The sequence below is a fragment of the Pradoshia sp. TA40_28 genome, from assembly GCF_059694525.1.
Genome location: NZ_JCATZO010000006.1, coordinates 91,940 through 114,145, shown reverse-complemented (window position 1 = coordinate 114,145; position 22,206 = coordinate 91,940). Strand labels below are relative to the sequence as shown.

The window sequence follows — 22,206 nt, the reverse complement described above, 5'->3', positions numbered from 1 at the left end:
GCTTTTTAAGAGAGACAAAAGCATCTGTATAAATAAAACAAACAAAATATTGTTTACCAAAGGATAACAATAGAGTATACTTTTGTTGTTTAGAATATTTAGAATATTTTGTAAGCGCTTCGATTAAATTTGGAAAGGGGATTAAGATGGGAGAAAAAATGAGATCGACGGAGGAAGGGAAGAATCAAAGGGATTACTCGGCTATTGTCCAAAGTTCTGAGTTTCAACAATTATTAAAGGAAAAGAAAAAATTTATCATACCTTTTACTTTATTTTTTCTAGTCTTCTACTTTGCGCTTCCTATAATGACATCCTATTCATCCGTGTTAAATCATTCATTTTATGGGCATATCACTTGGGCATGGGTATTTGCATTTGCGCAATTTATTATGACATGGGCTTTATGTATGATTTATTCCAAAAAAGCAGCTCGATTTGATCGATTAAGTGAAGAGGTGTTGAAAAGAGGGGGGAAACAGTAGATGAACTATACGGCTTTTTATATGTTCCTTGGTATAGTATTAGTTACGTTGTTCATTACGTATTGGGCTTCTAAAAAAACCAAGAATGCGAGTGAGTTTTATACAGCCGGAGGTGGTCTGACAGGTTGGCAAAATGGCTTGGCAATTGCAGGGGATTATATGTCTGCAGCATCCTTCCTGGGGATAGCAGGTGCAGTTGCCTTAACTGGATTTGATGGCTTTTTTTACAGTATAGGTTTTTTGGTTGCCTATTTGGTTGTATTGTATTTAGTAGCTGAACCATTAAGGAATTTAGGTAAGTATACGTTGGCAGATATGTTGGCCGCTCGGTTTGATGCTAAAAAAATACGGGGTGTTGCCGCATTTAATACTATGTCCATTTCTATATTCTATATGATTGCTCAGCTTGTAGGAGCTGGCGCCTTAATTAAATTACTATTGGGTTTGGAATATACAACATCTGTTTTAATTGTTGGAGTTCTAATGACCATTTACGTTATTTTTGGAGGCATGCATGCCACTAGCTGGGTACAAATTGTAAAAGCAGTCTTGCTTATGGCGGGAACCTTTATTATTTCATTTATTGTTTTCGCGAAATTTGATTTTAATATTGCTCATATGTTTGAACAGATGAGTACGGCTACTCCACTAAAAGAAGCCTTTCTGAATCCAGGCGTAAAGTATACGGATGGGTTGGATACATTGTCGCTAACAATGGGACTTGTTCTTGGAACAGCAGGTTTACCGCATATACTAGTCCGATTCTTTACCGTAAAGGATGCTAAAACCGCGAGAAGCTCAGTTGTATATGCTACGTGGATTATTGGGATCTTCTATGTCATGACCATTTTCCTTGGATTTGGAGCAGCAGCCTTTGTTGGAAATACTGACATAATAGAGGCTAATGCAGCAGGTAATATGGCAGCACCATTGTTGGCGAAAGCCATAGGCGGAGATATTTTGTTCGCATTTATATCGGCAGTGGCATTCGCAACGATATTGGCAGTTGTTGCTGGCCTAGTCTTAACAGGAGCATCTGCTTTTGCTCATGATTTTTATAATGAAATATTGAAGAAAGGGAAGGCAACAGAAAAAGATCAGGTAAAGATGGCAAGATATGCATCTATTGGTGTCTCTGTATTATCCATTCTTTTAGCTTTAGTAGCCCAAAATTTAAATGTTGCTTTTCTAGTGTCTTTAGCCTTTGCGGTGGCTGCCAGTGCGAATTTACCTGTCATTATTTATACAATCTACTGGAAGAAGTTCAATACAAACGGTGCAATCAGTGCAATGGTAGTAGGATTGGTCACATCAGTTGGACTTGTTTTAATCAGCCCTAATGTGTTCAGTCCAGAAGCAGGAAAAGCGATTTTAGTTGGTGACCCTTTATTTCCTTTGACAACACCGGGTCTAGTATCCATTCCTCTTGGTTTCCTGGCTGGTTATGTAGGAACTGTATTGTCTCGTAAGAAGGAAGATGAAGCGAAATATGATGAAATTTTGGTTAAATCGAATACAGGTCTAGATTCTACAAACTAAGTGGTATGACCATTAAAGGTACGTAAAAGTTTAGTGTTACTGATTCATATAGAGTTATATAACAAAATCAGTGCAAGTAAAGCACTGATTTTGTTATATCTTACTTATTTATATTTCCCAAGAAATATCTTAAGATTAGTCAACTTTTAAGATAATTTTACCTCTAGCATGACTTGATTCACTTAAAACATGTGCATTTTTAACGCCTTTTTCATTTAGGGGGAATGTTTCTCCGACTACCGGTTTTAATCTTTCTTCAGCTAAGAGGCGAGCCAGCTCTTTCAATTGTTCGCCATTAGGATTTAGCCATAAGAGTTGTTCCTTAATTCCATAACGATTCGCTAATTCCTCATTCGGTTCGTCAACGATAGATACTAATTTACCGCCGCGTCTTAATATTTTCATACTGGCAGTTTGAACGGATGCCCCAACCGTATCTAATACAGCGTCATAGTCAGCCAATACATCCTCGATATTTTCGTTATGATAATCAATACATAGATCGGCACCTAATTCTTTTAAAAAGCTATGATTTTTTTTACTGGCTGTAGTTGCGACATAGGCCCCTTTTAGTTTTGCTAATTGTATAGCATAAGAACCGACACCTCCGGCTCCGCCATGGATAAGAATTTTTTGCCCCTCCATAATTTCCAATGCATCAAATAAACACTGATAGGCAGTCAATCCAGCCAATGGGACCGATGCGGCTTCTGTAAAGGATAAATTATCGGGGATTTTTGCAACCAATAATTCATCAACAGCTGTGAATTCAGCATATGTTCCGTAACGGGTTGTATCTGGCCGAGCGAAAACCCGATCTCCGATTGAATAATCAATCACATGCTTACCAACTTCTTTAACAACACCGGCTACGTCCCAACCTAATATAATTGGGAATTCAAATGAATATTGATCAGCCAGATGACCTTCTCTTAATTTCCAATCAATCGGGTTGACGGATGAAGCTTTTACTTCGACTAATACTTGATTATCTAATAGAGGTGGTTTCTCTACAACCTTCTCCGTTAATGTATTCAGTCCGCCATATTCTTCAATAACTACTGCTTTCATCATAGAATTATGCATGCAATTCCTCCCTGACTGGTAATTAAGGCAATGGAAAACCTTCTTATTTACATTCCCTGTATAAATGGAGGTAATCGTAATATTAGCCAATCAGTGAAAACAGGAAATTTCTCCCAGTGATTAATGAATTAGCCTGAATATGATTGATAAAAAGGATACTTGGGGTTCATTATCTGGTTCTAAGACAGGTATTTAACAATCTTCTAAATTTTTGAGAACGCTGTTACGTTATTACTACTTCTTTTTTAACCGGCATCCTGGCTGCCACAATTTATATATTCCTTTGTCCCCCTAATAAGCAGCTCTTATTAAGGATCTTTTTCAATAGTACATAAAAAACATGTCCCTAAAATGCCAATTGAAGCATGAGGGACATGTTTTTTTAAGCTGTTGCTTTTTTATCATCGCTTTTAATAAATTTAAGGACGATAAAAAATAAAATTAATGATAGTGCACCAAAGCTATAAAAAAGATAGGCTTCGTTGTGCTTCATAAAATAAGACATGAGTGGAGGACCAGCTGCCACTCCAAAAAAACGTGCTGAGCTATAAAAGGATGTAATCGTCCCTCTTTGTTTCTTATCGATATTTTCAGTAATGATTGCATCTAAGGATGGCAAAATCGTACCTAGACTGATACCGAATAAGGATAATACCCCAATAAGTAAGTATATATTATCAAAATAAGATGCGAAGGAAATGGTTAATGCACTAATAATGATTGAAACCAAGATGAGTATTTTCATCAGCTTTATATTATCTTTTATTTTCTTTCCTGTAATAAATGAAGCTAAGCATAAGAAAAATAAGGGAATAGCCAATACAAATCCCTTTTTTATATTATGAATATCATATTTGGATTCAAGGGTGGAAGATAAATAAAATTGAATAGCAAATAGAACTAACATAACAAACGCGCCCGTAAGAAATATACTGTATAACCATTTGCCTTCCTTTTTGAAAATTTTCTTCGTACCTTGTAAAAATTCTTTTAAAGTAGGAGGCTCGTCTTTTCTTTTCGGAACTTTTATACAAAAAAGAATCATAAAAAAGGTTATAAAGCTAAGAAATGAAATAGCAAAGAAGGGAAGAAACCATAAGGATATGGCTAATCCAGCTCCGATTATTGGGCTTAATACCTTACCGGCGGTGTTCGAGGTTTCTACAATCCCAAGGATGGAGCTTGCTTTGTCATCATCTTTAAATAGATCACCAACCAGAGGCAAGATTATTGGAAAGGCACCAGCAGATCCAATCCCTTGAATAATCCGTCCTAATATGATGACCATAAATGGATTATCCATCTTCCATGAAGCAAAAGCCGATATCAGACCGCCGATAAATGTAATAGCTAAGCTGGGAAGTAAGATCATTTTTCTTCCAAAGCGATCAGACAAATAGCCTGCAATCGGAATTAATAATATAGAGGCAATGGAATAGCTTGTAATAATCATACTCGACTGGAAAGAGGAAATGCCTACTTTCTTCTCTAATATTGGTAAAACAGGGATAAGCATTGAATTACCCAACGTCATAATTAGTGGTACGGCAGCTATGCTTGCCAGACACCAAAAGCCTACTTTATTCGTATCGGTATTTGAACTCATCTAACAATTCCCTCATCTCTTTAAACAGTTTCTGTGCAGTTACTTTGCCACTTAGGATGAAAAAATATGTACTTTCACGCTGAAAAAAGTATTAACTAAGGTGAATAAAGAGGAGGAGTTTACATCAAAAAAAAGCACTGTGAAGTAGCTCACAGTGCTTCATTTAGCTTTTTTTATTAATCATCCGAAGATAGTATGCCAATAAATCTTAGGATAAAAAGGAATAGGTTAACAAAATCCAGGTATAAATTTAAGGCAGCCAATGGGATTTCATCTTCTGCTACTCCGTATTGTTTCATACGGTTTACGTCATACAGCACATACCCACTGAAGACGAGTATTCCTATAAATGAATAAACAAGCATGGCAGTAGAAGATAGCGGGGAAAAAATATTAAATATCCCAATAACGAGAATAGCAAGCAAAGCGGCGAACAGGAACCCGCTTAAAAATGTCAAATCCCGCTTGGTTGTTGCAGCGTATATAGAAAGCCCGCCGAAAACAACCACTGTAGCAGCCAAGCTCATTATAACAGGCTGTGGTCCAATAGTAACCAGATAATTGGCTATTACAGGATACAAGGTGATGCCAGATATAAATGTAAATGCATAAAGGAAACTATAAGAAAGAAGTTTCCTTCGTCTTACAAAAAATGCTGCAAGCAGCATGCCAAATTCAATGATCATTAGTGGCAGGAACATGGATGGGGGAACAAAATTTCCTGCAATAAAGCCAATTAAAGAAATGGCTAATGAAAAAGTGAATGCTCTTAGAACAGCAGGAATATGGTATTTATTACTTTCAGTATAGGAATTCATCCAATTACCTCTCCTTTTTCTTATCGTACTATATCTACGTTTTACTAGATCAAAGGTTTCAGTTGATCTACATTTATCTACTAGAGACAAATCGTAATAAATTGTATATACTTAAAAATAAGAACAAACGTTCCTTTTAGCAAAGGGTTAACCATCTTTGTAAGTGTTTGGTATTGTGAAAATTTAACTGCCGGGCATTCCGCTTTATGCTATTCTATGGGTAGAAGAACTGGGAAAGGGGGAGATCTTTTGAATTTTTCATTTATACATGTTGCTGATATCCATTTGGACAGTCCCTTAAAAGGATTATCAAGATATGAGGGAGCACCTGTTGAAAGGATACGTAGTGCTACCAGAGATGCATTTAAAAATTTAATTGATTTAGCGATTAAAGAAAAGGTTCATTTCATCATCATTGCAGGTGATTTGTATGATGGTGATTGGAAGGATTACAATACAGGTCTCTTTTTTGCAAATGAAATGGCTAGATTAAAACAATCAAATATCCCGGTTTATATGATAAAAGGGAATCATGATGCAGCAAGTATGATAACAAAAGAGATCAAGCTACCAGATAATGTATATGTATTTGATGATAAAAAATGCAAAAGTATTTTTATTGATGAGTTGGGTGTCGCCCTTCATGGTCAAGGATTTTCTACCCGTGCAGTGAAAGAGAATCTAGCCAAAAACTATCCGCCGAAAGAAAGTGGGTATTTTAATATTGGAATTCTGCATACCTCGGCTGTTGGACGAGAAGGACATGAGAATTATGCTCCTTGTTCTATAGAGGATATGAAGGGAAAAGAATATGACTATTGGGCTCTTGGCCATATTCATAAAAGGGAATTTTTATGTGAGAAGAACCCTGTTATTCTCTTTCCTGGTAATATACAAAGCCGTCATAGTAAAGAGACGGGTGTTAAAGGATGTACGTTAATTAAAGTTACCGATGGTCAAATTGAGAATCTCGATCATATTGCTCTAGATGTTTTACGGTGGGAAAACATTGAGATAGATGCTACTCCTTTTACGGAATATGACCACTTTCTTAAGAAAGTCGAAGAAAGCCTCGAGAGATGTCTGGATGAAGCAGATGGCAGACTGCTTGCCGCTCGAATTATCATTACTGGCAGTACTTCCTTATATCAGGAACTTTTGAAAAATAAAGAGAGGATACTAAATGATATTAGATCGACTGCTTTTACGGTTGGACATGGGCAAATATGGATTGAAAAACTAAAAAATAAAACCACCGCACCGATTAGTTCAGAGCGAATTTCTGATGAAAATAATCCGATGAATTCAATATTCAAATGGCTGGAAACCTGTGAAATGGAAGAATTGCTTGAGGACGTACAAAAGGAGTTTTCTGCTATTACCAATGCCTTGCCGACAGATTTAAAAAGAGGAGAAAATATTATCATACCTGATACAGTATCTTTATTAGAAGAAAAACTAAGGGAAGTTAAGGAACTGGTAAAACTAGAATTACAAATGGAAAGGGGAAATAAGTAATGCGTTTCGAAGAATTAAATCTTACTGCTTTTGGACATTTTACTGATTTTCCAGTTACCTTTCAACCAGACCGTTCTTTCCATGTCTTGTTTGGAAATAACGAAGCCGGAAAAAGTACTATGTTGCGTTCCATTACGCAATTATTATATGGCATTCCTCATAATTCGAAGGATTCGTTTATCCATGCCAACTCAAATTTACGTATTAAAGGATGCCTGTCCAATACAGCGGGCGATTCTTTGACCTTTATTAGAAGAAAAGGAAAAACAAAAACTATTTTAAATGAGTCAGGAGAAGCATTGCCTGATTCTGTTTTGATTCCCTATATAAATGTGTTGTCGGAGGAAACGTTTCGCAATATGTTTGCGCTCAATCATGAAACTCTGCGGGAAGGCGGAGAAGCCTTGCTTGAGTCAGATGGAAATGTTGGAGAAAGTTTATTTGCAGCGGCTTCTGGTATTAATGCCGTAAAGAAAATTATGCAGGAATTTGACTCGGAAAGTAAAGAATTATATAAATCGGGCGGATCAAAACCAAAGATTAATGAATTACTAAAGAAAGAAAAAGAGCTGACACGGCGGTTGAATGAGTCACAAATGCTCGCGCGGCAATGGAAGCAGTTAGAGGATGATTACCATCATGGTATGAAACAGTTAGAGGATTTGAAACGTGAATATCTACAGGTAGATGCAACTCTGAAGAAATTGTCCAAGCTGAACCAAGCTGCCCCTATCCTCATAGAAAGGGACACACGAATAGAGCAATTAGAGAGTTTTTGTGAAGTACCTGATTTGCCATCTGATTTTAATATACAGAGAGAAAATAGTATGAATGAGTTAAAACATGCCGATGAAAATGCTAAGATTTCAAAAACTGAAATAACGGCCCTTGAAGAAAAGCTCTCTAATTTGGTGATTGATGAAGAACTTTTACGATGCGAGTCCATGATTCACGCTCTTTTAAGCAATATTGGCGCATTTGAGAAAGAGAATAAAGATCTGCATGTTTATGATGCAAAGGCAGAACGAGCGATTAATCGAATTAACGATATCTTGCATATGCTCGGCTATAGTGGCATTGATAGCGTCAATATGGAGAAATTCAGAATTGCCTTTTCTCGTAAAGAAAAAATCCGTACACTCTATAAGCAATATGGGATTCTACATGAAGCCATAAAAGAAATAAACAAACGGCTTCAAATTCTGAAGGATACAGTTGCTTCAAGGCATGCGGAGTGGGAAGGTTTTGGAGATTTAAAAGATATTAGCACTCTTAAACTTGTTGTGGACCATGCCCAGATAGAAGGAAATATTGAAAATACGATTGATGTTTTAACACAGGAAATGAAGGATCTTAAAGAAAAAACGTTGGAAGAGCTGAACTATTTACCTCTATGGAATGGTTCTGTAGAAGAATTTGACTCTTTTTATGTTTCTGTTCTGGAAGAGACCATTCACCATTACATCGATCAGCTCGAAACATTTAATGAAGAAAAAATAAATCTTGAACGCAGTATTGCAGTTGAGAGGACGACAATTTTAGAAGCGGAAAAATCGATTGCTGAACTAGAAGCCCTGTCCATTATCCCAACCGAAGACGATTTAGAAAAAACCCGACAACTTCGCGACCGTGGGTGGAGCTTAATTAAGCGTAAACTGAAAGGGGAAACCAGTGATCAGGAAGTATTCAAGGAATATTGCAGCCAGCAAGAGCTGGAAGATAAATTCGAGCATGATTTAAAAACAACGGACGAGCTTTCAGATATCATGTGGCGAGAATCAGCAAAAGTTGGAATGAAGAATAAATCATTGCAGGATATCAAGAGATCCGAAAATAAAATTGCTGTTGCTGAGACAGAATTGAAAGAACTTCAATGTAAAATCCATCAGTTTTTTCAGAAATGGAACGAGCTATGGGAACCGTTCGGTATTAAGCCATTATTGCCAATTGAAATGAAAGAATGGGTAAGAAAATATACGGCGGTTAAACAAAACCAAGGCGAATATAAGAAGAAACAAAAACTGTGGAATGAGATGACAGAAAAACGATCGGCAATCAGAAGCCGCTTATTTGATGCCCTATCACAGGTAACTCCACTGGATACAAAAGTAACGGAATGGACTCTTACAGATTTAATCAGAGAAGCCACTAAAACGATTCAGTTGGAAGCAGAGCGAATGAATGAGAAAAAGTCATTGGAGAAAGAGTGGATGGGCAAGGCAGCAGACCTTGAATTGGTCAAAAACGAGCTCGAGAATAAACAACAGGAATTAGTCCATTGGAAGCAGATGTGGGAGGATGCTACTATCCCATTGCATGCTGGAAGTAATGCAACTATTGATTATACAGTGGAGCTGCTTGATAAATATGATGAACTGACAAGCACATATGATGAATGGGCGGATATTGATAGCAAGGCTAGAGCCAGCCGGTCATTTGTAAAAGATTATTTGGATTCAATTCATCATATTGCGAAAACTCTACAGTTGTCTGAACCGCTGAATATCCAATCTTTTGTCTATGACTTATCCAATCGGTTACAGGAACAGAAAACATGTAAACAAAATCAAATTGAATGGCAGGAACAGTTAGAAAAAAGAAAGAATGAATATAAATTAGCATTGGATAAGAAGAAAATAGCACTGGGAAGCCTTCAGGAATTATTACAGGCAGCAGGGGCAACGACCGTTGAGGAAATGCAGGTCGTTGAAGAAAAGTATAAGCAAAAGCTGAAGTTGACAGGAGAGATTACCCATCTGGAAAAACTATTACTGGAAATAGGTAATGGGTTGTCCATTGATGAAATGAAAGAAGAAATAACCAAACTGGATCTAGATTTCATTGAAAGTGAAATCTCAGAGTTGAAGACAGTACTGATAGAACTAGAAGAGAAAAGGACTGAACAAAACCAAATCTTTGGTGTTTGCAGAAAAGAATATGAAGAAAAAATTAAAGGTAATTCGTATGCAGCCGTTCAGGCAGCAGAAGAAAGAGAAAGTATTCTAGCAGAACTGGCTGATCTGACAGATCAATTTGTGCAAAAGAAAATGGCCTCTTTTGTATTACAAAAAGGAATTGAATATTTCCGGTCCGTGAATCAAAATCCAATCCTTACAAGAGCGTCCAGCCTGTTTGCGAAATTAACCTTGAACTCGTTTGACGGATTAATCGTTGATTATAATGATAAGGATGAAGAAGTTCTGATGGGTCTTAGGAATAACGAAAAAATTGGAATTGAAGCGATGAGTGATGGGACAAAAGACCAATTATATTTATCTTTAAGGGTGGCCAGTATTGAAAAATATTGCGAAGAAAATGAGCCTATTCCGTTTATCGTGGATGACATTTTAGTTCACTTTGATAATGAACGATCAAAAATCACATTATCTATTTTAAAAGAATTATCTAAAAAGACTCAGGTGATTTTTTTCACTCATCATTATCATTTAGTTCATTTATTGGAGCAAACACTTGATGGAGAGGATTATCAAATGATTCACATCCATAAAGAGGCAGTCATGAGTTGAATGAAAAAAGACCAATTCACATTTTTATGAATTGGTCTTTTTCTGTTTGTTTTTAAGTATGAATTATTTTATATTTTCCTTTTTCTCTGTGATTTCCGTGATTTTATTCATGTTATCCTGTAATTGAAGCTTAGTGCTTGATTTACTTAAGAATTGGTATAACATTCCTACAAAAATCGCTCCACCGACAATATTACCTAACGTAACTGGAATCAAATTGTAGATGGCATTTCCGATTGTAATAGTATCAGGGTGTGGAGAGACTAATGCAATTGAGAATAATGATAAATTCGCAATGCTATGCTCAAAACCTGATGAGAAGAATAAAAATACGACTGCAATCATCATTGCCATTTTAGCTCCGTCACCTTTTACCTGGCTAGGCAAGTAACAAGCTAAACAAACAAGCCAGTTACAAAGGATCCCTTTAAAGAATAAAGCTGTAACAGACCCATGCATTTTATAAGATACAATTTCATGCATTAAATGGTCATTTGGAATGTGGCTGAATATACCTGTAAGATAAAATAAAACAGCGAAGAAAATGGCTCCAACAGCATTTCCAAGATAGCAAGCGCCCCAGTTTCGACCTAAATCTCTTAGTGTAACCGCATCACGCATATAGGCAACAGTGAAATAAGCTGTATTACCCGTAAAGAGCTCTGCACCGCCATAAATAATTAAAATCAATGCAATTCCAAAGAAAAGTGCAGGGAATAGGTAAGCGAAAGGTGAGTCCGCTACTCTGAAATATTCTCCTGTTCTAAAGCAGGTAATGATAACAAAACCTACAAAAATTCCTGCCATCATTGCTCTTAAGAAATAATGGAGTGGGAAATGGTCTAACAACCTTTTCTTTTTATTGGCAAGGGCAACTAAATATTGTAATCCTTGTTCTTCCATGATGTTAAATCCTCCTGTGATGAAAAAATGTCCATTTAATAAACTACTATGACTTCTTTAATTAATCAATAAGTATGTGAAATTATTCACTTTTCTGATAGGCTCTTTTCTTCAATTGAGGTAAATCATGCTTAATCGTGTGATTATCTTCCAAGAAATACGGGTAAAGAAAGGATAAGGATGGTGATTATTTTGAAAAATAAAATCTTAAAAAGAGTCATTGCTGCAGCTGCACCACTAGTGATCAGTTATATAACAAAGAAATTAACGAATAGAAAAAAAGTAGCTTAAGGAACGGGCATTATTGCTCGTTTTTTTTATGTAAACTTACTTTGCCCAAATAGTTGATGAAATACTTGAATGAACTCGAATTGACTGTGATTCACTACATATGAGAAAATATGACTGTTTGATTAAAACTTATGGTTCGCCTATTCACATATTAATTTTCTACATGGTATAGTTGATAAGATGTATTTAAGGATTCCAATTATATAGGGGTCACCACTCTTAATAGGTTTGGGGATCAAATAGCAATTTTAGTGCATTTAGCTAGCTTTGATGTATGATTGGAGATACCAGAAAATGAATAGTTGTCAGAAAGTTTCACTATATATAAAAGGATGGCTCACATGACTAATTTAAAAGAACAGATTGAATCAAGAAGAACCTTCGCGATTATTTCTCACCCGGATGCAGGTAAAACAACATTAACAGAAAAATTGCTGTTATTTGGAGGCGCAATCCGTGATGCGGGTACTGTAAAAGGACGTAAAACGGGGAAATACGCGACAAGTGACTGGATGGAAATTGAGAAACAGCGTGGAATTTCTGTAACGTCCAGTGTTATGCAGTTTGATTATAATGGGACGCGTGTTAATATCCTTGACACACCTGGCCACCAAGATTTCAGTGAAGATACGTATCGTACGTTAATGGCAGTGGACAGCGCGGTTATGATTATTGACGCAGCCAAAGGGATAGAAGCACAGACACTGAAATTATTTAAGGTCTGCCGTATGAGAGGCATTCCAATCTTTACATTTATTAATAAAATGGACCGACAAGGTAAATTACCGCTAGAGCTATTGGCTGAGCTGGAAGAGGTACTTGGAATAGAGTCTTATCCAATGAACTGGCCTATCGGGATGGGGAAAGACTTCCTCGGGATCTATGATCGCTATTACAACCGGATTGAAATGTTTAAAGCCGAGGATGAAGAACGATATCTGAAATTAAACAATGAAGGTGAAGTAGCAGGAGACCATTATATTGTTGAATCTCCTTTATATGAGCAAACATTGGAAGAAGTTCTCTTGTTAAATGAAGCAGGCAATGAATTCTCACGAGAAAAAGTACGAAATGGCGAATTAATTCCTGTATTTTTTGGGAGTGCTCTGACGAACTTTGGTGTTCAAACATTTTTGGATACGTATCTAGAGTTTGCGCCAAAACCTCAAGCTCGGCCTTCTTCCATAGGTCCAGTTGAACCGATTCAGGATACTTTCTCAGGATTTATATTTAAAATACAAGCTAATATGAATCCAATGCACCGTGACCGAATTGCATTCTTACGTATATGTTCCGGAAAATTTGAACGAGGAATGACTGTCCAATTGAGCCGAACTGGCAAACCAATGAAACTAAATAATTCAACACAATTTCTTGCTGAGGAAAGAAACAATGTTGCTGAGGCAGTAGCAGGAGATATTATTGGATTATATGATACAGGAACTTATCAAATTGGCGATACATTAACTTCAGGAAAAGAAGCATTCTCATTTGAGCGATTGCCTCAATTTACACCTGAAATGTTTGTACGTGTCAGTGCCAAAAACGTACTGAAACAAAAGCACTTCCACAAGGGAATTCACCAGTTGGTACAGGAAGGTGCCATTCAGTTATTTAAAACAGTTGGGATTGAATCCTATATTCTTGGAGCAGTCGGACAGTTGCAGTTTGAAGTATTTGAGCATCGTATGAAAAATGAATACAACACAGAGGTCATCATGGAAAGAATGGGTGACAAGATTGCTCGCTGGACGACAAGTGAAAAAGTCGATGAAAAGCTTTCAAGTTCTAGAAGTCTTTTAGTTCGAGACCGCTATGATCAATATGCATTCCTTTTTGAAAATGACTTTGCCTTACGCTGGTTCCAAGACAAAAATCCTTCTGTCGAGCTATATAATCCAATGGATCAGCATGAACGTTAACTAAGAAAAAGCAGGATTGAACCCAATTAGGGTGTAAATCCTGCTTTTTCTTGTTCTATAACAATAAATGGTTGACATATTTTTCTAAATATTCTTACAATAGTGAAAAGAAGATGTTAGGGCGTGAATCAATGAGGCATGTTTATTTTTTTACCGGTTTTCCAGGATTTATCTCAAATCAATTAATAAGGGAGTTGAAAAAACAAGATCAGTCCTTTAATCAATTGATTGCCATAGTATTGCCGTCTGAGTGGCATAAGGCTGTGAATGAACGATTAAAAATAATCAATGATCTCCACTTAGATGAAAATCAATTTATCCTTATTGAAGGGGATATCACAAAACCTGGGCTGAACATCAGTAAAAAAGAAAGCGGTTTCAACAAGGAAAATATTACCCATTTTTTTCACTTAGCTGCCATTTATGATTTAGCTGTACCTAAAAACATAGCTTATTTAGTAAATGTAGATGGAACACGGAATGTAAACGAATATGTATTAAGCCTGCCAAATTTAAAAAGATATACGTATTTTAGTACAGCCTATGTGGCTGGAAGGAGGGAGGGTAAATTATATGAGCATGAACTTATCAGGCCAGATCAATTTAAAAATTATTATGAAGAAACGAAATATGAGGCAGAAGTTCTTGTTCGGAATATTATGGACCAAGTGCCTGTTACCGTCATTCGGCCGGGGATCGTGAAAGGAAACACGTTGACAGGAGAAACGACTAAATTTGATGGTCCATATTTTATATTAAATTTCTTGGACAGAATGAAGTTTCTTCCAATCATCCCGAATATAACTAAATCAACCTGCGTGATCAATTTAGTGCCTATAGACTTTATCATAAGGGCAACCGCTTATTTGACATTAAGCCCAAAAGGGGTTGGGAAAACCTATCATTTAACGGATCCCAAACCTTATACGGTTACAGATATTTATAAGATGTTTATGAAAGGGTATAATGGTAAGCAGCCAACAGGATATTTACCATTTGGATTGACCAAAATGGCATTATCGATTAAACCAATACGGAAATTTCTTGGTGTAGAAGTGGAATCTCTCGACTATTTTACGTGGAAAGGAGATTTTGATTGTACTCAGGCACAGGCTGATCTTGCTGAAGGAGACATTAGATGTCCTGATTTTAAAGAGGGCGTGATGCCAATGGTAGAATATTATAGAGCCAATAGGAATAATCGGGCCTTTCATATAGAGATTACATAAATAGAGGAGGAACAAATATGGAAGCCTTAAAAGAAAAAGTAAATGTATATGCACCTGCAACCGGGGAGTTGATTATGCAGTATGAGGAGACTCCGGCAAGTTATGCTGGTGAAATGATGAATAAATCAAAAAAAGCATTCACTTCTTGGTCACAAATAAACATTGAGGAAAGGCTACTCTATCTTAAGCAACTGAGGTTGACTATTGTTGAACGGCTTGATGAGATAGCTGAACTCATTTCTACAGATACCGGGAAAGTAAAAACGGATGCTTTAGTGGCGGATATTATGCCAACCTTAGATGCGATTAAGCATATTGAAAAACATGCGAAAAGAACCTTGAAAGCTCAAAAAGTGAGTACGCCCTTTTTATTGATGGGTCACAAATCGAGTATTCAGTATATACCTAGAGGAACTGTTCTTGTTATCTCTCCATGGAATTATCCGTTTCTTTTAGCTATGGTTCCTATAGTATCTGCGCTTGCAGGCGGAAATACAGTTATCTTAAAACCATCAGAGGTTACTCCGGCAGTGGGCAAATTGATAGAAGGTTTATTTGAGGAAGCCGGGTTCCCTGAGGATGTCTTCCAGGTAGCTCATGGTGGTAAAGAACTTGGATCAAGTCTAACTAAACAAAAACCCGATTATATATTTTTTACTGGTTCTGTCGGAACCGGGAGAATTATTCAGGAAATTGCAGCACGTGATCTCATCCCGACTACCCTTGAGCTTGGTGGAAAGGATCCAATGATTATTTTTAATGATGCGGATCTGAAGCGTGCAGCCCAAGCAGCTGTCTGGGGGGCCTTTACGAATAGCGGACAGGTTTGTATGAGTGTGGAGCGGTTAATTATTGAGCAGGAGGCGCTTGAACCATTTTTACAGGAGCTATTGCCAATTGTTCATCAATTAAAGCAAGGGAATGGCAAAGAATCAGATATTGGTTCTATGACCTCTATTCAGCAAATATCTATTGTAAGAGAGCATGTTGAAGATGCCCTAGAAAAAGGAGCAACCCTTCTAACCGGCGAACAGCCAGCTGATTGGGATGAAAATTCCATGTATATTAAACCCATCGTATTAACAAATGTCACAGAAGATATGCTGATTATGCAGGAGGAAACCTTTGGACCTATTCTACCGATTTTAACCGTCGATTCGGAAGAAGAAGCCATAAGAGCCGCTAATCATTCTAAATATGGATTAAATGCCAGCGTGTGGACGACGAATAAGGAAAAAGGAAGGCTCGCTGCTAAAAGGCTAATGTCAGGTGCTGTCTTGATCAATGACGTATTAATTACAGTTGCCAATAATAATCTGCCTTTTGGAGGAGTTAAAGAAAGTGGGATAGGAAGGTATCATGGAGATGAGGGACTTCGTATATTCTGTCATCAAAAAGCGGTGATGGAAGATATGGGATTCAAAAAAACAGAGATTCAGTGGTATCCTTATAAAGGGAAATATGAACATTTCCATGCCCTGTTAACTGCTTATTTTGGAAAACGAACGTCCATGTTGACTGTACTCAAGGAATATTTAAAACTTATTAAACTATCAAAATGAATACGATATAGATAGATATTACTTGCGCTTCTTACTTGTAGCCAATATAATAAGTATACAAACTTCATACAAACCTTTCAAAGGGGAGTAGCGTTAGGGAAACCTAAAACAAAGTCGTCATTACGTGGTTTTTACCATCGGCTTTGTTGGCATTTTAACAATGTCTAGCAAGACCTTTGTCAAAAAAGAAATACTTTTTTGGCATTGGTCTTTTTTGTTGGATTGGAAATTTAAGGAGGTATTTGAACTTATGGATTGGGCTATATTATTAGAGTATGCCTGGGTTTTATTGGTATTGATTGGGCTTGAAGGAATTTTGGCAGCCGATAATGCAGTCGTTATGGCTGTAATGGTTAAGCATCTTCCGAAGGAACAACAGAAAAAAGCATTATTTTATGGATTGATAGGAGCTTTCTTCTTCAGGATTGGTTCTCTATTCCTGATTTCCTTGCTCGTTGATGTATGGCAAATACAGGCGATTGGAGCCGTATATCTGCTGTATATTATGATTAATTATTTAGTGAAACACTATCTTCTCAAACCAAAAGAAGAAAGTGTTAAGCAAAGAAAGGAATCCGGTTTTTGGATGACGGTTCTGAAGGTCGAGGTAGCAGACTTGGCATTTGCAGTTGATTCCATGCTAGCAGCTGTTGCGTTGGCTGTTACCCTGCCGGAAGTTGGTTCTTTCCATATTGGCGGTATTAATGGGGGACAATTCATTGTCATGTTCCTTGGAGGATTTATTGGTTTGGTCATCATGAGGTTTGCAGCGACACAGTTTGTTGTCCTACTGAACAAACGTCCGTCCCTTGAGACAGCAGCTTTTCTTATTGTAGGCTGGGTTGGGGTAAAGCTTGCAGTTCTTACATTAGCGCATCCAGGTGTTGCAATCATTGACCATCATTTCCCAGAGTCTACAACGTGGAAACTCATATTCTGGGGTGTCCTCGTAGCGATTGTTGTCATTGGATTCCTTGTTTCAGGTAAAGATGTTAAAGCTAACAATCAAATTGATCAGGAAATGTAATTTATAACTTACCGGAATACATGGTGATTGCCATGTATTCCTTTTTTTTGTTTTGTGGAAAACTTCTGCTTCATATTCAGACTTCTATTGTATGACCCCTTAAAATAAATAACTCGATACGTATCTTATAATCAAAACTCGAGAAAAGGTAATAGTTACATAATAATCATTTTTAAACAATATAGACCTTTTAAGGTCTATATTTCCATCCTATGGTATAATTTGTGCGGGATGGGGTGAATAAAATGCTTGGTATGCTTTTTCCGGTTTTGAGAAAAAAGCAGGATTTAACAGATACCGTACTGTTAATACAAAAAGGAGATTTAGAATTACGGAATGATCTCCTCAAACGCTATAAACCTTTTATAAAAAAGTCTGTATCATCTGTATGCCATCGTTATATACGTGAGACAGATGATGAGTTTAGTATTGGCTTGATTGCATTCAATGACGCCATTGATAAATTTTCGCCGGAAAAGGGCAGTGCATTATTAGCCTTCGCAGACATGATAATTCGGCGTAGGGTCATTGACTATATAAGGTCGCAATCCAAGAATATGAATGAATTGTCTTTGGAGATTCTACAAATAACAGACGATGAGTACAGACAAAATCTCTTAGAAGTGGAAAAGTCCATTAAAAATCATCAGAAACAACTAGATTCAAAAAACTTAAAAGACGAGATCGTCCAGTATACTCAATTACTGCAGACTTTTCGCATATCGTTTGATCAATTAGTCATGCATACACCTAAGCATAAGGATGCAAGGGATAACGCAATTAAAATTGCAAAAACAGTAGCGGATGACCCTTTGATGATGCAATATGTAATGGACAGAAAAAAAATACCTATTAAAGTTTTGGAAGGCAAAGTAAATGTCTCGCGAAAAACAATTGAAAGACATCGTATCTATATTATAGCAATGGTTCTAATCTTAACGGGAGATTACTTGTTCTTAAAAGATTATTTAAAGGGGGTGCTTTCGAATTGAAGTGTGGAATAATCATGCAAATAACGTCAAGGGAAATCACCGTACTTACCCCTGATGGTGAATTTATCAAAATGAATAAAGAACGTAAGGATTATCAACTAGGTGAAGAAATTCCAATTGAAGTCCATGAATCTAGATCACGAAGATTAAAGGGTAGCTGGAAGCTAAAAATCCTTGTTTCTGGATTGGTTGCAACTCTTTTAGTTGTTTTAAGTTTTATTCCCATTTTATTATCAAATTCGAAAGTATCAGCTTATGTCAGCATGGATGTAAATTCAAGTGTTGAACTCGGAATTACAGAAGAATTAAAAGTAGTTGAAGTGAAAGGTATTAATTTGGAAGGAAAACAAATTATTGAAAAACTTGAGGATTGGAAAGGGCAGAATATGGAGAATGTGATTAGCGAGATCGTGTCCTTAAATGAAACCGCTGGCCATTTTAGAGCGAATTCCAACCTATTATTTTCGACCGTATTAATGGAAAAAGATCAGCAGCTAGATCAATCCTTGCAGAAAGGATTAAAGGATGTTGAAAATATGATTCAGCAAAAGAATCATTCTGTGAAAATTGAATTGAAAAAGGCAACCGTTAAAGATCGGACAGAAGCGGAGAACAAGGGGATTTCGACTGGTACATACCTAAAGATAACTCCTAAGAAACCAAAAACGGATTCTTCATCAAAGAATAAAGAAAACGACAAAGTAGCCGATTCACCAAGAAAAGAAGCCAGTGACTATCCTGAGCCAAGTGAAGATGAAGTTAAATTAACTCAGCCAGCCAGTGCAAATTCTAAACCAGTCAACGTTCAGAAATCTTTTAGTAAGGAGGAAAACAAACAGGAAACGGTGAAAGAGAAGGAAACGAAAAAGGTAGTTCCTGATCAAAATCAAGGAATTGTTAAACAGATTCCAAGACAGGAACCTGCAAAAAATAATGACAAACCTAAAAAGAACAATTCATCATCTATAGACCCAAATTCAAATCAAAAGGTTACAAATGAAAATATACGAAAAGAACAAAAAGCAAATAGTAATGTAAATGAATCAGAGAATAATCAAACAGATGTTAAACGAAAGACTCAACAAAAGAATCCGCAACAAGAGATACGCCAAAATAGGCCGGATCAACACCCCCAAAAAAGCCCAAAATGGCAAAACAATCAACCAGGCAAAAACGACATACATAAAAAGTCTCAAAACCATCCAGATCCAATCGGAAAGCATGATGGACATAGGCAGAGACATACACCGAAAGAACACTATAGATAACAGAAAAAAGTCCGGTTATTTTCCGGACTATTTTGATGCCATTTATTTAGTTTTTCCACGCAGTTGTTCTTGTGCATGTTTCACAAGCTGTTTAGTTATTTCCCCACCCACTGAACCGTTTGCACGGGAAACCGTATCTGAACCTAATGTAACGCCGAATTCGGCAGCTATTTCATATTTATATTGATCAAGCAATTGCTGTACACCTGGTACCAATAGTTTATTACTGTTGGACATTTCATTCACCTCACATACCTATACTGTGGATTTTTTATTCTCCACATTCTTTAATATGGATGAAATCCATGATCTAATGCAGTTTAAAGTATGGTGGAATAGGCATGGTTTCCCTTTTAATATAGTGTGAATCCTTGCATGAAATGTAAACCTGAACAAATACTAAAAGACAAGAAAAGGAGTGTGTAAAATGAAACGTAAGGCAGAAATGAATGCGGTTAATAAATTGAGTAAAACCCCAAAGAAAAATCTGCAGGACACAGAGTTTTCTGCAGAATTTACACATGGTGAGAACCCTATGAAGGGCGCTAATCGTAATTCTAAACGTGGTAAACAAGGCAAATAAAAATAGAGACTCGACGTTAGTCGAGCTCTATTCCTTTTGAAAATATAGCTGAAGGTACATAAAATAGCTTGGACCCGCCATGCTTTGGATGGAAGTAGGCAATCAACAAGGTAGGAGCCGTTATTACTTCACCTGTCACTACATAATGCTGCATATCAATTGATAGTTCCTCAATTAGAACATGCTTATAGAGTTCCTTTTCGTTTAAATTCAAATCCTTAAATTCTTCACCAATCAGATGAGGATTAGCCAGGACGGCTTGATATATTGGAGATTTCTCATTTTTGGTCATGGAATATTCCCACCATGGTTTACGCGGTTTAAAGGTAAGTGGGGATAAATAATCCACTTTTAATAAAGAAATGAGAGTATCGAGACTATCAGGTTTCGTCACACCAATAAATTCAACGAGACGCTTAAATAAATCCTCAGGCTGATGTCCAATACGTGACCATTTTTTCTCTTCCCAATAACTACCGAATTCCTGGAAGAAGTCAAAAGGAGAGCTATAAACAGTGCCAACTATATACTCCATACCAAGATCCATTCTGTGATCGTTCCAATATTTCTCGAGTACATCCTCAACCTGCTTGATTTTTATGATGTGGGAAAAGGGCATGACATTATTGCTGACAATTTCATATGGGGCTTGATCCATGTATTGATAATCCCATTGTTTAGCCTGAGTTCTCAAACCTGTACCGCGAAGCATTTTTAAAAAGCCTAGTTGAAGTTCCTCTGGCCGCATTTCAAACACATCATCAAATGTTTTTCGGAAGGAGGTATAATTCTCCTCGGGTAGACCCGCTATTAAATCCAGATGCTGATCCACTTTCCCTCCCTCTTTAATCATAGTGACCGTCCGTTTTAATTTGTCGAAGTTTTGTTTCCGTTTTACTAATTCATTTGTATAGTCATTCGTTGATTGGACACCAATCTCAAAACGGAATAAGCCCGGGGGAGCTTCTTTGTTTAAGTATTCAATAACTTCCGGCTTCATAATATCCGCTGTTATTTCAAATTGAAACACGCAGCCCGGCTCATGCTCTTTAATCAGAAATTCAAATATGTCGAGAGCATAACTACGGCTGATATTAAAGGTACGATCCATAAATTTAATTGTTTTTGCTCCATTTTTCATCAGAAAACGAATGTCATCCTTGATATCTTCTCTGTTAAAGAAACGAACACCGGTCTCTATGGATGAGAGACAGAACTGACAGTTAAAAGGGCAACCGCGGCTAGTTTCAATATACGTAATTCGTTTTGATAAGTTGGGAACATCCTCTTCAAATCTGAATGGGGATGGAATGGACTTCAGATCTACCTTCGGAGCGGCAGGTGTCAGAATTGGTTTTTCACCTTCAAGAAATGCAATCCCCTGAACACTGTGAAAGTCTTTATTGCCATCTATTTCTGCAAGAAGATTTTTAAATGTAGCTTCTCCTTCACCTATTACGATGAAATCAGCTCCAGGTATGTCTTTGAGCCAGAAGAATGGATCATATGTGACTTCTGGACCACCAAGAACTATATAGATGTCCGGATTAATTTTTTTTAATAGTGTAATGACTTTTTTTATCTCTTCCATATTCCAAATATAACAACTAAACCCAATGACATCTGGCTTCTGGTTATATAAATCAGTAACGATATTCATGACCGGATCTTTAATCGTATATTCAATGATTTCGACATTGTACTCTGGTTCTGCATAGGCTTTTAAATAACGAAGGGCTAAATTGGTATGAATATATTTGGCATTTAAAGTAGTTCCGATAATTCTCATGTATTTGTCATACTTCCTTTCACCGTTTGCTAACAATTCATATTATCACATTTGTGTGTGGGTT

At 36.9% G+C, this 22,206-nt stretch carries 17 protein-coding genes and 1 riboswitch; of the genes, 11 read left to right on the top strand and 6 right to left on the bottom strand.

Annotated elements, in window-relative coordinates; all coding sequences use genetic code 11:
* The first annotated feature begins 146 nt into the window (after positions 1 to 146).
* Positions 147 to 482, top strand: a complete 336-nt coding sequence (locus tag AC58NB_RS09845) for a DUF485 domain-containing protein (protein WP_497426650.1) — start codon at positions 147 to 149, stop codon at positions 480 to 482.
* Positions 483 to 2,021, top strand: a complete 1,539-nt coding sequence (locus AC58NB_RS09840) for a solute symporter family protein (protein WP_497426649.1) — start codon at positions 483 to 485, stop codon at positions 2,019 to 2,021.
* 135 nt (positions 2,022 to 2,156) lie between these two features.
* On the opposite strand, the gene AC58NB_RS09835 is transcribed toward AC58NB_RS09840, so the two are convergent.
* From AC58NB_RS09835 to AC58NB_RS09825, 3 genes are all read right to left on the bottom strand, one after another.
* Positions 2,157 to 3,092 (bottom strand): NADP-dependent oxidoreductase, encoded by a 936-nt coding sequence (locus tag AC58NB_RS09835; RefSeq protein WP_497426802.1) that lies wholly within the window; start codon positions 3,090 to 3,092, stop codon positions 2,157 to 2,159.
* A 397-nt stretch (positions 3,093 to 3,489) separates the two neighbouring features.
* Positions 3,490 to 4,713, bottom strand: a complete 1,224-nt coding sequence (locus tag AC58NB_RS09830) for an MFS transporter (protein ID WP_497426648.1) — start codon at positions 4,711 to 4,713, stop codon at positions 3,490 to 3,492.
* 176 nt (positions 4,714 to 4,889) lie between these two features.
* Positions 4,890 to 5,531 carry a Bax inhibitor-1/YccA family protein gene (locus AC58NB_RS09825; protein ID WP_497426647.1) on the bottom strand — a complete coding sequence of 214 codons (642 nt, stop codon included), beginning with the start codon at positions 5,529 to 5,531 and terminating at the stop codon, positions 4,890 to 4,892.
* A gap of 249 nt (positions 5,532 to 5,780) precedes the next feature.
* Between AC58NB_RS09825 and AC58NB_RS09820 the strand changes: the two genes are divergently transcribed.
* Together AC58NB_RS09820 and AC58NB_RS09815 are read left to right on the top strand one after the other, a co-directional pair.
* Positions 5,781 to 7,049, top strand: coding sequence for a metallophosphoesterase family protein (locus AC58NB_RS09820; RefSeq protein ID WP_497426646.1), 1,269 nt, complete (start codon positions 5,781 to 5,783; stop codon positions 7,047 to 7,049).
* Positions 7,049 to 10,576, top strand: a complete 3,528-nt coding sequence (locus tag AC58NB_RS09815; protein ID WP_497426645.1) for an AAA family ATPase — start codon at positions 7,049 to 7,051, stop codon at positions 10,574 to 10,576. The genes AC58NB_RS09820 and AC58NB_RS09815 overlap by 1 nt, the downstream gene beginning before the upstream one ends.
* A gap of 63 nt (positions 10,577 to 10,639) precedes the next feature.
* On the opposite strand, the gene AC58NB_RS09810 is transcribed toward AC58NB_RS09815, so the two are convergent.
* On the bottom strand, positions 10,640 to 11,479 hold the full coding sequence (locus AC58NB_RS09810) for a formate/nitrite transporter family protein (protein WP_497426644.1): 840 nt from the start codon (positions 11,477 to 11,479) through the stop codon (positions 10,640 to 10,642).
* Between the two features lie 632 nt (positions 11,480 to 12,111).
* Here AC58NB_RS09810 and AC58NB_RS09805 point away from each other — a divergent pair.
* The 6 genes from AC58NB_RS09805 (at position 12,112) to AC58NB_RS09780 (ending at position 19,770) form a co-directional block, all read left to right on the top strand.
* Positions 12,112 to 13,692 (top strand): peptide chain release factor 3, encoded by a 1,581-nt coding sequence (locus tag AC58NB_RS09805; protein ID WP_497426643.1) that lies wholly within the window; start codon positions 12,112 to 12,114, stop codon positions 13,690 to 13,692.
* Positions 13,693 to 13,823: 131 nt separating this feature from the next.
* A complete protein-coding gene (locus tag AC58NB_RS09800; protein ID WP_497426642.1) occupies positions 13,824 to 14,921 on the top strand; it encodes an SDR family oxidoreductase in 1,098 nt (365 codons plus the stop codon).
* A 17-nt stretch (positions 14,922 to 14,938) separates the two neighbouring features.
* Positions 14,939 to 16,483 carry an aldehyde dehydrogenase family protein gene (locus AC58NB_RS09795; protein ID WP_497426641.1) on the top strand — a complete coding sequence of 515 codons (1,545 nt, stop codon included), beginning with the start codon at positions 14,939 to 14,941 and terminating at the stop codon, positions 16,481 to 16,483.
* A gap of 70 nt (positions 16,484 to 16,553) precedes the next feature.
* A riboswitch (yybP-ykoY riboswitch) is annotated at positions 16,554 to 16,649 on the top strand.
* An 84-nt stretch (positions 16,650 to 16,733) separates the two neighbouring features.
* Positions 16,734 to 17,510, top strand: a complete 777-nt coding sequence (locus AC58NB_RS09790) for a TerC family protein (protein ID WP_497426640.1) — start codon at positions 16,734 to 16,736, stop codon at positions 17,508 to 17,510.
* A 236-nt stretch (positions 17,511 to 17,746) separates the two neighbouring features.
* Entirely contained in the window at positions 17,747 to 18,502 is a 756-nt protein-coding gene (gene sigI / locus AC58NB_RS09785; RefSeq protein ID WP_497426639.1) for an RNA polymerase sigma factor SigI, read from the top strand.
* A complete protein-coding gene (locus AC58NB_RS09780) occupies positions 18,499 to 19,770 on the top strand; it encodes an anti-sigma factor domain-containing protein (RefSeq protein ID WP_497426638.1) in 1,272 nt (423 codons plus the stop codon). The genes sigI and AC58NB_RS09780 overlap by 4 nt, the downstream gene beginning before the upstream one ends.
* A gap of 42 nt (positions 19,771 to 19,812) precedes the next feature.
* On the opposite strand, the gene AC58NB_RS09775 is transcribed toward AC58NB_RS09780, so the two are convergent.
* Positions 19,813 to 20,007, bottom strand: coding sequence for an alpha/beta-type small acid-soluble spore protein (locus AC58NB_RS09775; RefSeq protein WP_497426637.1), 195 nt, complete (start codon positions 20,005 to 20,007; stop codon positions 19,813 to 19,815).
* A gap of 190 nt (positions 20,008 to 20,197) precedes the next feature.
* Here AC58NB_RS09775 and ykzP point away from each other — a divergent pair, with 190 nt between their 5' ends.
* Entirely contained in the window at positions 20,198 to 20,353 is a 156-nt protein-coding gene (ykzP, locus tag AC58NB_RS09770) for a protein YkzP (RefSeq protein ID WP_497426636.1), read from the top strand.
* A 16-nt stretch (positions 20,354 to 20,369) separates the two neighbouring features.
* On the opposite strand, the gene AC58NB_RS09765 is transcribed toward ykzP, so the two are convergent.
* Complete coding sequence (locus AC58NB_RS09765) at positions 20,370 to 22,142, bottom strand: B12-binding domain-containing radical SAM protein (protein ID WP_497426635.1); 1,773 nt, start codon at positions 22,140 to 22,142, stop codon at positions 20,370 to 20,372.
* Positions 22,143 to 22,206: the final 64 nt, after the last annotated feature.

What these genes read in the sequence shown, in the direction of transcription:
- ykzP (WP_497426636.1), top strand. Translation starts at nt 20,198, where the DNA reads ATGAAACGTAAGGCAGAAATGAATGCGGTTAATAAATTGAGTAAAACC.
- AC58NB_RS09775 (WP_497426637.1), bottom strand. Translation starts at nt 20,007, where the DNA reads ATGTCCAACAGTAATAAACTATTGGTACCAGGTGTACAGCAATTGCTT.
- AC58NB_RS09845 (WP_497426650.1), top strand. Translation starts at nt 147, where the DNA reads ATGGGAGAAAAAATGAGATCGACGGAGGAAGGGAAGAATCAAAGGGAT.
- AC58NB_RS09835 (WP_497426802.1), bottom strand. Translation starts at nt 3,092, where the DNA reads ATGAAAGCAGTAGTTATTGAAGAATATGGCGGACTGAATACATTAACG.
- AC58NB_RS09765 (WP_497426635.1), bottom strand. Translation starts at nt 22,142, where the DNA reads ATGAGAATTATCGGAACTACTTTAAATGCCAAATATATTCATACCAAT.
- AC58NB_RS09810 (WP_497426644.1), bottom strand. Translation starts at nt 11,479, where the DNA reads ATGGAAGAACAAGGATTACAATATTTAGTTGCCCTTGCCAATAAAAAG.
- AC58NB_RS09815 (WP_497426645.1), top strand. Translation starts at nt 7,049, where the DNA reads ATGCGTTTCGAAGAATTAAATCTTACTGCTTTTGGACATTTTACTGAT.
- AC58NB_RS09825 (WP_497426647.1), bottom strand. Translation starts at nt 5,531, where the DNA reads ATGAATTCCTATACTGAAAGTAATAAATACCATATTCCTGCTGTTCTA.
- AC58NB_RS09800 (WP_497426642.1), top strand. Translation starts at nt 13,824, where the DNA reads ATGAGGCATGTTTATTTTTTTACCGGTTTTCCAGGATTTATCTCAAAT.
- AC58NB_RS09795 (WP_497426641.1), top strand. Translation starts at nt 14,939, where the DNA reads ATGGAAGCCTTAAAAGAAAAAGTAAATGTATATGCACCTGCAACCGGG.
- AC58NB_RS09840 (WP_497426649.1), top strand. Translation starts at nt 483, where the DNA reads ATGAACTATACGGCTTTTTATATGTTCCTTGGTATAGTATTAGTTACG.
- AC58NB_RS09805 (WP_497426643.1), top strand. Translation starts at nt 12,112, where the DNA reads ATGACTAATTTAAAAGAACAGATTGAATCAAGAAGAACCTTCGCGATT.
- AC58NB_RS09830 (WP_497426648.1), bottom strand. Translation starts at nt 4,713, where the DNA reads ATGAGTTCAAATACCGATACGAATAAAGTAGGCTTTTGGTGTCTGGCA.
- AC58NB_RS09790 (WP_497426640.1), top strand. Translation starts at nt 16,734, where the DNA reads ATGGATTGGGCTATATTATTAGAGTATGCCTGGGTTTTATTGGTATTG.